11 protein-coding genes and 1 pseudogene are annotated in these 13,982 nt (G+C 42.7%); 11 read left to right on the top strand and 1 reads right to left on the bottom strand.

What is annotated here, in order from left to right; genetic code table 11:
* Positions 1 to 344: 344 nt before the first annotated feature.
* The 10 genes from BJR36_RS09465 (at position 345) to BJR36_RS09505 (ending at position 12,184) form a co-directional block, all read left to right on the top strand.
* Complete coding sequence (locus tag BJR36_RS09465) at positions 345 to 3,020, top strand: cation-translocating P-type ATPase (RefSeq protein WP_091233267.1); 2,676 nt, start codon at positions 345 to 347, stop codon at positions 3,018 to 3,020.
* A 334-nt stretch (positions 3,021 to 3,354) separates the two neighbouring features.
* Positions 3,355 to 4,260: a homoserine O-acetyltransferase MetA gene (gene metA, locus BJR36_RS09470; protein WP_091233269.1), complete on the top strand. Its 906-nt coding sequence runs from the start codon at positions 3,355 to 3,357 to the stop codon at positions 4,258 to 4,260.
* A gap of 532 nt (positions 4,261 to 4,792) precedes the next feature.
* Complete coding sequence (locus BJR36_RS09475; RefSeq protein WP_091233272.1) at positions 4,793 to 6,181, top strand: topoisomerase DNA-binding C4 zinc finger domain-containing protein; 1,389 nt, start codon at positions 4,793 to 4,795, stop codon at positions 6,179 to 6,181.
* Between the two features lie 20 nt (positions 6,182 to 6,201).
* The gene (locus BJR36_RS09480; protein WP_091233274.1) at positions 6,202 to 6,789 is read left to right on the top strand and encodes a class I SAM-dependent methyltransferase; all 588 of its coding nucleotides are present in this window, start codon (positions 6,202 to 6,204) and stop codon (positions 6,787 to 6,789) included.
* Positions 6,759 to 6,914 carry a hypothetical protein gene (locus BJR36_RS20285; RefSeq protein ID WP_169823648.1) on the top strand — a complete coding sequence of 52 codons (156 nt, stop codon included), beginning with the start codon at positions 6,759 to 6,761 and terminating at the stop codon, positions 6,912 to 6,914. The genes BJR36_RS09480 and BJR36_RS20285 overlap by 31 nt, the downstream gene beginning before the upstream one ends.
* A gap of 15 nt (positions 6,915 to 6,929) precedes the next feature.
* On the top strand, positions 6,930 to 8,792 hold the full coding sequence (locus BJR36_RS09485) for a DUF2075 domain-containing protein (protein ID WP_091233277.1): 1,863 nt from the start codon (positions 6,930 to 6,932) through the stop codon (positions 8,790 to 8,792).
* A gap of 42 nt (positions 8,793 to 8,834) precedes the next feature.
* The gene (locus tag BJR36_RS09490) at positions 8,835 to 9,380 is read left to right on the top strand and encodes a DUF6512 family protein (RefSeq protein ID WP_091233280.1); all 546 of its coding nucleotides are present in this window, start codon (positions 8,835 to 8,837) and stop codon (positions 9,378 to 9,380) included.
* A gap of 190 nt (positions 9,381 to 9,570) precedes the next feature.
* Positions 9,571 to 11,100 (top strand): Y-family DNA polymerase, encoded by a 1,530-nt coding sequence (locus BJR36_RS09495; protein WP_091233282.1) that lies wholly within the window; start codon positions 9,571 to 9,573, stop codon positions 11,098 to 11,100.
* Between the two features lie 103 nt (positions 11,101 to 11,203).
* Positions 11,204 to 11,665: a hypothetical protein gene (locus BJR36_RS09500; RefSeq protein WP_091233285.1), complete on the top strand. Its 462-nt coding sequence runs from the start codon at positions 11,204 to 11,206 to the stop codon at positions 11,663 to 11,665.
* Between the two features lie 108 nt (positions 11,666 to 11,773).
* Complete coding sequence (locus BJR36_RS09505) at positions 11,774 to 12,184, top strand: peptide deformylase (RefSeq protein ID WP_091233288.1); 411 nt, start codon at positions 11,774 to 11,776, stop codon at positions 12,182 to 12,184.
* 141 nt (positions 12,185 to 12,325) lie between these two features.
* On the opposite strand, the gene BJR36_RS09510 is transcribed toward BJR36_RS09505, so the two are convergent.
* Positions 12,326 to 13,384: a YeiH family protein gene (locus BJR36_RS09510; protein WP_091233290.1), complete on the bottom strand. Its 1,059-nt coding sequence runs from the start codon at positions 13,382 to 13,384 to the stop codon at positions 12,326 to 12,328.
* A gap of 182 nt (positions 13,385 to 13,566) precedes the next feature.
* Between BJR36_RS09510 and BJR36_RS20565 the strand changes: the two are divergent.
* A pseudogene (locus tag BJR36_RS20565) lies at positions 13,567 to 13,982 on the top strand (hypothetical protein); the annotation flags it as partial.

Consider the following 13,982-nt stretch of genomic DNA (forward strand, 5'->3'; position numbering starts at 1 on the left):
GCGAGACTTTTGGCTTATATAAATATAAACCAAAGGTCTTTTTTTGTTGCGGTCCTACAGATTATGGAAGAGAATGTTGCACAAACGGCGGTTAAAAAAAAGATGTTTGAATAGTTTTTGGAAGAAAAGTGATCTTATGCGACAGTGAGTGTGAAGCCTGCATAAGCAAAAAGAAATCAGGTGACTGTTCAGAATTGCTATGCCGCGAGGTGTTTTTGTGCTGATTTTGCATAAAAACCCGAGTTACACATGTGCCAAATTGCTGGTTTTGCAATTTGTGTGCATCAGTTGTGACGATGAAGGGCGTGGCCCTGAATAGTTACAAAGTCAGAAAGGGGAACATCATGTACTATAATCAGGAAATCAGCGAAGTTCTAAAATCACAGCAGGTAGACCCGGAAAGAGGGCTTACCACAAAAGAAGTGGAAGAAAGACGTGAAAAGTACGGCTTGAACAAATTGGAGGAAGGCAAGAAAAAGAGTATTGTGGAGCTGTTTCTTGCTCAGCTGAATGACCCGCTCATCTACATCCTCTTAATAGCAGCAGCTATTTCGGGATTTATGGGTGAAATAAGCGATATGGCCATCATCGGCGTCGTCGTGATCCTCAATGCTGTACTCGGCGTGTCACAGGAGGCAAAGGCGGAAAAATCCATGGAGGCCCTGAAGAAACTTTCAACACCGAAAGCATACGTTGTGCGTAACAGCGAAATGGTGGAAGTGAATTCCGAGGAAATCGTACCGGGAGATATCGTTGTTTTAGATGCAGGAAGGTATATTCCATGCGATTTGAGGCTGATCGAAGGTGCAAACCTCCAAATCGAAGAATCTTCCCTCACAGGAGAATCGGTACCTGTAAACAAAAATGCAAATCTTTTAATAACAGACGAAAAAGTTCCGTTGGGGGACAAGAAAAATATGGCGTTCTCTTCAACGCTTGTAACAAATGGAAGAGGAACAGGCATCGCAATAGCAACTGGTATGGAAACTGAAATCGGACATATCGCAAACATGCTGAAGCAGCCTGAAGAAAAGACGCCGTTACAGAAAAAACTGGCAGAAATCGGTAGCCTTCTCGGCATTATCGCACTTGTCGTGTGTGTTGCCATGTTCGCTATTGCAGTATTGCAAAAACGAGATATGTTCGTTATGTTCATGACAGCGATTTCACTTGCCGTAGCAGCCATTCCGGAAGGCATGCCTGCAATCGTATCCATCGTTCTCGCTATGGGCGTACAGAAAATGGTCAGGAAAAATGCCATTATCCGTAAACTTCCTTCCGTAGAGACACTTGGTGCGGTTAACGTAATCTGCTCCGATAAGACGGGCACCCTGACACAGAACAAGATGACTGTCCAGAAATTCTACGTGAACGGGCAGGTCGTTGCGGAAAGCAAAGTGGACATCAAGGATCCGGTACAGAGGCTTCTGATTGAAAATATCGTACTCTGCAGCGATGCTTCTTCCAATGCGGAGGGAAGCACCGGAGATCCTACGGAAATCGCTCTGATCAACATCGGAAACAAATATAACATCAGAAAAGATGAGCTGAACAAAACCCATCCAAGAGTAAACGAAGCTCCTTTCGAATCAGACAGAAAGCTGATGTCGACAGTGAATGCATACGAGGGAAAATACTATGTAATGACAAAAGGCGCTACCGACAACCTCCTGAAATTATCAACAAAAGCATATATCAATGGCGAAATCGTTCCGATGACGGAAAAAATCGAAAAAGACTTTATGGCAGCTGCCAACAGATTTTCCGACGATGCACTTCGTGTTCTCGGCTCTGCATTCAAAGAAGTTACATCAAGCGATCTGGATCAGGATGGAATGGAAAGCGAGCTCGTGTTCCTCGGCCTCGTTGCAATGATCGATCCGCCAAGGCTTGAAGTACGCGATTCAATCGCAACCTGCGGACAGTCAGGAATCAGGACAATCATGATTACAGGCGACCATCAGAAAACAGCTTTTGCAATTGCAAAAGAGCTCGGAATCGCAGATTCACCAGCACAGACAATATCCGGCGTTGAACTCGATGAGTTTACGGATGATGAGCTGATCGATAAAGTAAAAGGCTTAAGAGTATTTGCAAGGGTATCCCCTGAACACAAGGTGAGAATTGTAAAAGCATTCAAGGGAGACGGGAATATCGTATCCATGACAGGTGACGGCGTTAATGATGCGCCTTCGCTGAAGGCGGCTGATATCGGCGTTGCAATGGGCATCACCGGAACAGACGTTGCGAAGGGCGCTGCAGACGTTGTCCTTACAGATGACAACTTTGCCACAATCGTATCTGCGGTCGAAGAAGGACGTAACATCTATGCGAACATCAAAAAATCCATCATGTTCCTTTTATCCTGTAATATCGGTGAGATATTCTCCCTGTTCTTCGCTATTTTATTTGGATGGGCAACACCTCTGCTTTCGATCCACTTGTTATGGGTCAACCTTATAACAGACAGCTTCCCGGCACTCTCCCTCGGCGTTGATCCTGGCGACAAGGATATTATGAAGGCAAAACCAAGAAATCCAAAAGACAGCGTTTTTAAGGGAAGAACACCATTCCTTGTAATCAATGGTGCTACAATCGGTTTCCTTACACTTGCGGCTTTTGCAATCGGAGCAATGAGATATTCAGGAATCCACGACCTGTCAGTGCTTCATGAAGGAAGCCTCTCAGGAGACACGCTTACCCATGCAAGAACGATGGCATTCGTAGTCCTGAGCGTTTCCCAGCTCTTCCATGCGCTAAACGTCAGAAGCGAAACAAAGAGCATCTTCCAGGTAGGCTTATTCACGAACAAATGGCTATTCCTTTCAATCGTATTCGGAATCTTCATCCAGTGGGTTGTGATCAGCGTCGGGCCTCTGGCAAAAATATTTAAGGTATTCCAGCTGAATCCATTCGACTGGGTGCTTGTAATCGGACTATCACTTGTTCCGGTACTGATCAACGAAGTTGTAAAAGCGATAAAAAGAGCCGGCTACAGAGTGTACGCACCGGAATATTAGAAAGATCTGAACTCACATAATATATTACTCCAATAATATAAATAGGACATGCCCCAGGGAATCGATTTCCCCAGGGCATGTTTTTTATATGCAGGAAATTCCTTGAATTTCCTGCATATAAAAAACGCTCCGCGAGGAGGCGCATGACGAGCAAGAAGAATATGCCGCTGAAGCGACTGCTCGTCAGCGCGAGAGTTTCGCAAGCGAAACTCTATGTTCAGCCCTTATGGCTGGTATCCAATAAACTGAAAAGCGTATATAGTTATAAATACTATGAAAAATCTGAAAATATGTTATAATAATCATTATCACTAAGAAAGCAGGTGTTTAGAAGATGCCAATAAAAATACAAAGCGATCTTCCGGCAAGGGAAGCATTAGAACATGAGAATATATTCGTCATGGACGAATACCGTGCCCTGCATCAGGATGTCCGTCCTCTAAATATAGGAATATTGAACCTCATGCCGGTAAAACAGGATACAGAACTCCAGATTCTCCGCGCATTGTCGAATACTCCGCTCCAGGTAGATGTAACCTTTCTGAACGTCTCAAGCCACGTTTCGAAAAACACCTCCGCAAGCCATCTGAACAAATTCTATTCCTCCTTCGATGAGATCAAGCATAAAAAATTCGATGGTCTCATCATTACCGGAGCGCCGGTAGAACAGATGGATTTTGAAGAGGTAAACTACTGGGATGAGCTGAAGGATATCATGGAGTGGTCGAAGACCTACGTTACCTCGACTCTCCATATCTGCTGGGGTGCCCAGGCGGGCCTCTACTACCATTACGGCATTCAGAAGCAGATGCTCGACAAAAAGATGTTCGGCATATATCCGCATACCGTCCTGAACAGGAAAGTGCCTCTCGTAAGGGGATTCGATGACGAATTTTTCGCCCCTCATTCAAGGCATACCACGGTATCCAGGGACGACATCCTTAGCGAAAAGAGGCTGACAATGCTGGCAGAGTCAGAAGAAGCGGGCGTGTTCCTTGCATTGGCAGAGGACGGGAAACAGATATTTGTGACCGGGCATCCAGAGTACGACCGGTACACCCTTCATGCGGAATATGTCAGGGATCTCGATAAAGGCCTTGATATCGATTTGCCTGTGAATTATTATCCGGATGACGATTATACGAAGAAGCCAAGGCTCCAGTGGAGGGCGCATGCGAATAATCTTTATACGAACTGGTTGAATTATTATGTATATCAGGTTACACCTTACGAGTTATAAGGGAAGTGCCTGAAACCCCTGACTATATGGGGAAGGTCGGACTTTTGTAAAAATATTGCAATGTGTCGTAGAATAGCGTGATTTAGTACTAAAATGGGGTACGATGGCGTAAAAAAGCGGTAAAAAATGGCGTAAAACAAAGAGGATTAAGGGACTTATTTTTGTATATTTTTTGAATTTTAACAAGAGCACTACAGTCATGAAAATGATTTGTAGTGCTCTTGTTGTATAATGAGCAAAAAGCGAAAAGTACAAATAATTGCCATTTTCTCTATTTATTATCATTACATATGTGAGCTTTTTTGTTACAAGCCTGTATGAATAACGGTTGAAGGAAAATCAGTATTTCGAGATAGCAATGTGTCGTGCATATATGAAATTTAATTTGTAATTGCGAAACAAGTTTGATAAACTAAAATTTAGGTGGTTTTAATGTTTTTTTGTAAATATGGATGACAGAGGAAAATGAATACTGAGAAAACAAATAAAAATGTTTAGTAAAGCAGTATAAAGACCAGGAGGTGAGGGACATATGGCACAAAGGACTGTATGTCTGTGTGATGGAAAATATATAGGAATAGAAACAATCTATACGGTTATCAATGGCCGACAGGTCAATATTCCAGAAAAGCTAAAAGAACTCCGAGCAAAGAGTCAGAATAGCGAATTGTTTTGTCCCTGTGGATGCGGGGCCAATCTGATTCTTGTGGCCGGAGATAAGAATCTTAGAGAGCAACATTTCAGATTGAAGGATGGAGCATTTAATCAAGAGTGCCATGTGATTACAGAGGGCAGGATTTCTGTTGATTCTAAGATCGTATTGAAATGTTGGCTTGATGACAAGTTAAAGGCAAATGATCTGGAAATGCGTGTTCCAATCCAGGCTATTGATGGCAGCAGTAGAAAATATGAATTCTCATTTTTATCCAGAGATAAGAAAGTAGCGTTAAGCTATTGCCATGAAAGGGTAAATTTATCTGATGAAAAGCTTGAAATACTGGAAGGCAACAGTCAGGGAATTCATATTATTTATGTTGTTGATGCTGAAAATGGCGGAAGTGATGGTCAGTATCCTGAAGGCCTTATGAAAGTTCAAAATAAGCAGAATTATTGTTTGCTTTTAGAGGTGGCAGATGCAGAGTACAGTGAAGCTATGATGAAGGCAATATTCTATGTCAAAGATATCGATGGGTTATGGCAGGAGGTCCTATTTGCAGACGGATACTTAAGTGAATTTTCAATTGATGATAATGGATGTGTGATATATGAAGGCGAGACACTTGAATCGAAACAGGCTAAGGCAGAGGCTGATTTCAAATATAAGCTTGAAAATGAAAAGGATAAACGAGTTAAAGAAGAAAAACGGCGGTCTGAAAATCTGAAGAAGCTTTTTGAAGAAGAGCAACGCAATCAGCAAGAACGGCAGATATTAAAGGAAGAAGCAGAGAAGGAACGCCGGCGCAAGGTGGCGGAAGTTGAAAAGCGAATAGCTGAGCTGGAAGAAAAACATCGTGTTGAAGAAGAAAAACGACAGGCTGAGATTCGCCAGCGTGAAGAGGATTTCAAACGTAATATGGAATCTGACTTTTCACAGCAGGAGACCCAAGTCAGGGATTCTGATGGTAATCGCTGGATTAAATGTGAGTTTTGCGGAAAGATCGCAAATGAGAATGAGTTTACATCCTATGGAGGTGCTGGTCATATAAATCTTGGAACTTGTACGGCTTGTAAGGCTAATAATCCTGCAGTGAAACAGAAAACAGATGAGAAAATGGCTAAAATAAAGATGAAATATGATCCTGATATCTGCCCAGCGTGCGGCGGAACATTAAGAGAAAAGAGTGGAAAATTCGGAAAGTTTATGGGATGCAGTAATTATCCAAAATGCAGGTATACCGGAATAATTCGCCCTGGGAAATAAGATAGAAAGGCAGATAAAGTATGATTAATACGATTGAATATTACGAAAAGAATGCAAAAAAGTTTGCTGAAGGAACCAGTTCCGTGGACTTCATGAAAACACAAAACAGATTCTTAACTAAATTGAAAAACGGATCTGCCATTTTAGATTTCGGCTGTGGCTCAGGAAGGGATACGAAATATTTCCTGGACCAGGGATTTCATGTGGAAGCAACGGATGGCTCAAAAGAACTTTGCAAACTGGCCAGCGAATATACAGGAATCAAAGTCAGACAACTTCTTTTCAATGAATTAGATGAAAAAAATGAATATGACGGCATCTGGGCATGTTCTTCCATTCTGCATTTGTCCAAGGAAGAACTGAAACCTGTACTGAACAGGATGAAAGACGCCCTGAAAGCGGACGGCATTATTTATACTTCCTTTAAATATGGGACATTTGAGGGAGAAAGAAACGGAAGATATTTTACAGATATGACGGAAGAATCCTTCGCGGATCTCATAAGCGGTATTGACGGATTGAAGATAGAAGAACAGTGGATCTCATCTGATGTACGCCCGGGAAGAGGAGAAGAAAAATGGCTGAATCTAATTCTCAGGAAGCAGTAAATATTGAAGAGGTGCAGATCGGATTAACTGACGTAATGACCGGAGATAAAAACAAGGGACGTTTCCTGGGGAAGCTTCTCGTTGTACAGGAATTGATGGAAGCCAACGAGTCACCGAACAAGTAGAAAGGAATGCACAAGATGATTGTTTATGACGGCACCAAAGCGGATTTTCTAAAGAGCGTAGAGCAGGATGCAATTGCAGCTGAAATAGAGGAAAATATCTACCAGAAGATGCATCGATCAACTGCAAGAAATGAATTCCGGTCGTGGGAAAATTCTTTGTTATATATGTATAAAGTATTGAATGATTCTGAGATACCTATAGATGCGGGAATCGCAATCGAATATAATATTCCGCAGACATCCAAGCGTGTTGATTTCTTGATATCCGGTTATGATTCATCAAATAAAGGAAATGTAGTTATTATAGAACTAAAGCAGTGGGATAAGATGGATGCGGTTCCCGGACTGGATGCCCTGGTTGAGACTTATACAGGGAATGCGGTTAGACGGGTAGTGCATCCTTCTTATCAGGCCTGGTCTTATTCTATGCTGATCAAGGATTATAATGAAGCGGTTCAAAGCAAAGATATCCTTCTTTCTCCATGCTCCTATTTGCATAATTACAGGAGACAGGAGAATGATCCCTTGGATGAATCCCAGTATGAAACTTATCTGGAAGAGGCACCTGCGTTTACCAGGGGTGAAGTAGAGAAGTTAAGAGATTTCATTAAGAAATCAATCAGTCAGGGCGATCAGAAAGAATTACTTTATCAGATTGAAAATGGAAGAATCAGACCGTCAAAATCATTGCAGGATTCTCTGGCAGCAATGTTAAAGGGAAACAAAGAGTTCATTATGATCGATGAACAGAAGATTGCGTATGAAGAAATTATGAGTATATCAAAACAATCACAAAGAGATGGTAAAAAACGAGTAGTGATTGTAAAAGGTGGTCCCGGAACAGGAAAAACGGTAGTTGCCATTAATCTTTTGGCAGATCTGACAGCAGAGGAACAATTCTGTCAGTATGTTTCTAAAAATAGCGCGCCACGCAGTGTATATCAGAAGAAGTTGAAAGGTGAAGTCCGAAAGAGCAGCGTAGATAATATGTTCAAGGGGTCTGGCATTTATACGGAAGCGCCGTTAAATGGAGTCGATACCATTTTAGTCGACGAAGCACACAGACTAAATGAAAAATCAGGGATGTTCCAGAACCTGGGCGAGAATCAGATTAAAGAAATTATTCAAGCTGCCAAGTCCAGTGTCTTTTTTATTGATGAAAGCCAGCGGGTCACAATTAAAGATATTGGAAGTATTGATGAAATTGAACATTGGGCAAAAAAACAGGGAGCACAGATTTATTACCAGGAATTGATTTCTCAGTTCCGCTGTAATGGTTCCGATGGATATCTGGCTTGGCTTGATGATGTATTGGATATCAGGCAGACAGCCAATTTTGATATGAAGGATATTGATTATGATATTAGAATAATGGATACGCCGCAGGAGATGCAGCATTTAATCATGGAACGGAATTGCAATAGAAATCGTTCCCGGATATTGGCAGGTTATTGCTGGAACTGGCTTAAGCAGGGAAAAAATGATTCCACAGTACATGACATTAAAATCAAAGATTTTGAAATGAGCTGGAATCTGGGAAATTCAACTACATTTGCCATTGATGAAAGTTCTGTTCATGAAGCAGGCTGTATTCATACCTCACAAGGCTTGGAATTTGATTATGTGGGTGTTATTATAGGAGAAGATTTAAGATATGAAAACGGAAGAATCATCACTGATTTTACAAAGAGAGCTTCCACTGATCAATCCTTAAAAGGAATCAAATCCATGTATAAAAAAGATCCAGAGAAAGCAAATGAAATAGCTGATGAAGTTATAAAAAACACATATCGGACACTTATGACAAGGGGAATGAAAGGATGCTATGTTTACTGCGTAGACTCTAAGCTTGCAGATTATCTGAGAGAAAGGCTATAGTATGGGGAAAACTGTTTAAATCACCAAAAAAGGAGTGAAACCATGCACAGAAAAAACATATCAACAACCACAAAATGGTGCCTGACCAGTATCCCGTTACTGTTTTTTATAGGCTCAATTTTCCACTTTCTATTCGAGCTGTCTGGAGATTCACCGATTGTAGGAGCGTTTTCAGCAGTTAATGAAAGCGTCTGGGAGCACCAGAAGATGTTGCTGCTTCCTGTGACAGGCTGGTGGGTCATCATCTACTTTTTCAAAAGGACCAGACATCAGATAGACACACGAAAATGGTTCGCCGGATTAGCAGCCTCATTGATTTTTTCTGTATTAACGATACCGTTGGCTCATTATTTTTACACGGAAGCCTTTGGGGTGGGATTTCTGATCGTGGATATATTGATACTACTTTTGGCTGTCGCTGTCGGGCAGTGTATCGGGATCCATGTTTACAAGCATTCGAAAGGCATCCCTCTTTATGCTTCCCTTATAGTGGTCCTGTTGATTTTTTTTATATTCATTCTTTTTACCTTTTATCCCCCACAACTGCCCTGGTTCAGGGATAGTCTGACTGGACAATATGGTATATAATGAAGAATGATAAAAGCTGAGTAACTGTTCAGAACCCCTGTTCCGCGAGATGTTTTTATGCTGGTTTTGCATGAAAACTCGAGTTCTGCATGCGCAAAATTGCTGGTTCTGCAATTTTTGTGCATCATATGTGACTATGAAGGACATAGTCCTGAATAGTTACAAAGCTGAAATGTAATGGAGATAAAAAATGGAACAGAATAATCACACCTATATCGCGATCGATCTCAAATCATTCTATGCCTCCGTCGAATGTCTGGAGCGGGGTCTTGACCCGCTGACCACAAATCTCGTGGTTGCAGATGCAAGCCGGACGGAAAAAACCATCTGCCTTGCAGTATCCCCGTCATTAAAAACCATTGGGATTTCAGGAAGAGCAAGGCTCTTCGAGGTGGTACAGAAAGTGAAAGAAGCGAATGCAGTCAGGAGCCGGAAAGCACCGAATCATTCCTTTACCGGCTCTTCTTATAATGATACGGAATTGAGAAAATCACCGGAACTGTCGCTGGATTACATTGCAGCACCGCCGAGAATGGCGAAATATATGGAATACAGTACACGGATCTACAACATCTATCTGAAGTATGTGGCACCGGAGGATATCCACGTCTATTCCATCGACGAGGTGTTTATGGATGTGACACAATATCTGCAGACGGCGAATTGTTCGGCAAAAGAATTTGCAGCGAAGATGATACGCGAGGTCTATCAGACGATTGGAATCACCGCTACAGCGGGAATAGGCACAAATCTCTACCTTTGCAAAATAGCCATGGATATCGTGGCGAAACACATACCTGCAGACAAAGACGGAGTGAGAATTGCCGAGCTGGATGAAATGTCATACAGGCGGATTCTTTGGACCCATAAACCACTGACGGATTTCTGGCGGGTCGGAAGAGGGTATGCAAAGAAACTGGAAGAGAACGGGATGTTCACCATGGGTGATGTGGCAAGGTGTTCCGTTGGAAAGAAGAATGAGTATCATAATGAGGATCTGCTTTACAGGTTATTTGGAATCAATGCAGAGCTTCTAATCGACCATGCGTGGGGCTGGGAACCATGCACCATAGCAGATGTGAAGGCATATAAGCCAGCCACAAACAGTCTTGGCTCGGGCCAGGTCCTGCAGTGTCCCTACCGATATGAAAAGGCCAGGCTGATCGTCCGTGAAATGACGGACCTACTGGTACTTGATCTGGTGGACAAGGGACTTGTGACAGACCAGATGGTTCTGACAGTAGGCTATGACATTGAAAATCTAAGCAATCCGGAGATCAGGAAGAGCTATCACGGACCGGTAACGACAGACCACTACGGACGTCAGGTTCCAAAGCACGCACATGGAACAGCAAACCTGGATCGCCAGACATCTTCCACAAAGCTGATCATGGATGCGGTCATGGATCTGTATACCCGGATTGTGGATGAGCGACTCCTGGTCAGAAGAATAAACATTACGGCAAATCATGTCGTGAATGAAGGCGCTGCAGTGCAGAAGAAGTCTTTTGAACAGCTAGATCTGTTCACGGACTATGAAGCCTTGCAGAGGCAAAAAGAAGAAGAGGATGCGAAGCTGCAAAGGGAAAAGAAGATGCAGCTTGCGATCCTTGATATTAAGAAAAAATACGGAAAGAATGCGATACTGAAGGGCACGAACCTTGAGGAAGGTGCCATGACAGTGGAAAGAAACAAGCAGATCGGAGGCCATAAGGCATAGATATGTAACGATTCGTGTGCATCATATGTGACTGTGAAGGACATTGTATTGAACCATTACAGGAGAAATGGCATACCTATAAATTTGTGAAAGGAACCAGGAAATGACCGGAGATCATAAAGGCAGACATCCCTATGAGGACATCATTCACTTGCAGCACCATGTATCAGGCAACCGCATGCAGATGTCTGTGCACGACCGTGCCGCTCAATTTTCACCGTTTGCAGCCCTGACAGGCTTTGATGGAGCAATTAAAGAAACCGCCAGGCTGACGGACCAGAGGATTGAACTGGATGAAACTGCAAAAGCTATATTGGATGAAAAACTGAGGATCATACAGGAGCAGTCAGGCAGGCAGCTTGAGGTTGAGATTTTGTATTTCCAGCCGGATGAATCGAAGCAAGGCGGGGCTTATATCTCTGCGAAGGGCATCGTGAAGAAGATCGATGCATATGGACGAATCGTGGCCATGCTGGACGGGACAAGGATACCCATAGAAGAGATTGTGGATATTACAGATATTTCAGGTGAAATGTTTCAAGCTGTTGATGGGTTTGCTGAGTGAAATAAAACAGAAAAATCAAATCAGCCTTAGCGAAGCTGTGGCAATCATTGATATGGCAAATCAGAAGGCATCAGGCAGAATGGGCCTGATAGGAAAGAAGGGAATTAAATGGTAAAAGCAATCGTAAGAGATGAATTGTTTCTCGGACAAAAGTCTGAACCTGCAACAAAAGCAGATGCGGCAGTCATTGAGGATCTGATCGATACCTTAAAGGCGAATGCAGAGCATTGCGTTGGAATGGCAGCAAATATGATAGGTGTGAAAAAAAGAATCATCGTATTCAGCGTTGGGATCGGCATTGTTCCCATGGTGAACCCTGTTATCAAAAAAAGGCTGAAGCCTTATGAAACCGAGGAGGGATGCCTGTCGCTGACCGGGGTCCGCAAGACAACAAGATATGAGACCATAGAAGTTGAATACGAAGACCAGAATTTCAGGAAACAGAAGCAGATGTTTCAAGGATGGACAGCGCAGATCATACAGCATGAGGTGGATCATCTGGAGGGGATTATTATTTAGGCTGAGCTGGCATCGGAGCCTGCCAGTTAACCCATAATCAGGCATATCGAAATTTCGACAGGCAGACTCAGTATCGACAAGTCCGCCATCGAAATATTTGAAGTTATTCAGCGTGATAAATCCAGCATTCCCCCAGAAACCCTATGAAAGCTGGAGAACTTTCTGTAGCAGAATGCTGACGGCTGCGATTGCAATCCAGCAGCAGAAGCCCATTATGATCGGTTTTCCGCCCTTTTTGACCAGCTTTATGATATCCGTATTCAGCCCAATTGCACTCATTGCCATTATAATAAAGAACTTGCTTAACTGTTTTAGAAATGCAAAGCCGCTTTCGGCAGCAGCCAAGGATGCGCCAGAGCAGAAGCTTGTTATGATAGTGGTAATGACGGAAGCCAGAACGAAATAGAAGATGAACATCGGGAATATATTTTTTATGGATACTTTATTCGGGCTGTCCAGATGCGTTTTCTTTTCGCTTCTGATCCGGATAAAGGAAAGGACCAGAGTGATCGGTATGATTGCCAGCGTTCTTGTCAGTTTGACAATTGTCGCATATGCCAGTACGGCTCCGTCTGTACCGTGGAGGGTATCCCATGTGGACGCGGCAGCGGTTACAGATGAGGTATCGTTAATTGCAGTGCCGGCAAACAGGCCGAAACCGGAATCGGAAAGGCCGAGTATGGAACCTAATGTCGGGAATATGACGGCAGCGATTACATTAAACAAGAAGATGACAGAAATCGATTGGGCAATTTCCTCATCATCTGCGTCAATGACAGGTGCAGTAGCAGCAATGGCAGAACCTCCGCAGATCGATGATCCCACGCCAATCAGCGTGGAGGTCTTAGCAGGTACTTTTAATGCCTTATGCATGATATACGCCACGATCAGGGAAACAGAGATGGTGGAAAGGATGATGGGAAGGGATGCAAGGCCTACCTTTCCTAACGTCGTCAGATTCAGCCCAAATCCCAACAAGATGACTGCATATTGCAGTATTTTTTTTGAAGTAAATGCGATTCCTTCCGATATGCCGGATCTGTCTTTTATGATAACAGCCAGGATCATTCCGGCCATAATTCCTATGACGGGGGCGCCGATAATTTCCAGTTCGGCAACAGAATTTACGAGAATCCATGCAAATAGCGAAATGACAAGGCACAGCAGGATCCCTTTTCCTTTGTTCTTTAAAAAATTCATTTTATTATCCTCCTTTTTTTGTTAATACTTTCTCGGAATCTCTAGCCCTTATTCTATAAGGGGTTCAACTCCTTTATTTTTAAAATCACCCACTTTTTCACCGAAAAAACTTGACAAATAGCCAAAAATTTGCGGCGAAGCCAATTGATTATATTAATTTATTTCAATTGGAGGCGATTTTAATGTTACCTATTATTTCCGGCGGTCATCCCGCCTACCAGGATACTTTCATATCTCAGTTTTCGATTTATTATCCTGATCCCTTTGTCCTGTCAAAACAGACTTGGAATACTATTATTGAATTCTGGCAATTGGATTTATCTCTTACTGACACTATGATGCAGGACTATTATTCTAAGTTTGGTCCCGCTCCAAGAACTCCCTCTTGCATGCTTCGTTCCTATCTTTTATCACTAAAGCTAAAGGTAACTTCTATTACCGTTTGGGTTTCTATGTTGAAAGAGTGTCCTTTGTATGCCATTTTAAGTGGTTTTCCTGTAAAGGATACTCCTGGAATCGGTACTTTCTATGACTTTTTTGACCGTATGTGGCTTTCTGATTCTAATAATCTTTCTCCAAATGAAAGGTTTGTGAAACC

Origin of the sequence: Anaerobium acetethylicum (genome assembly GCF_900096945.1) — a bacterium.
In the GTDB taxonomy this organism is placed as follows: domain Bacteria; phylum Bacillota; class Clostridia; order Lachnospirales; family Lachnospiraceae; genus Anaerobium; species Anaerobium acetethylicum.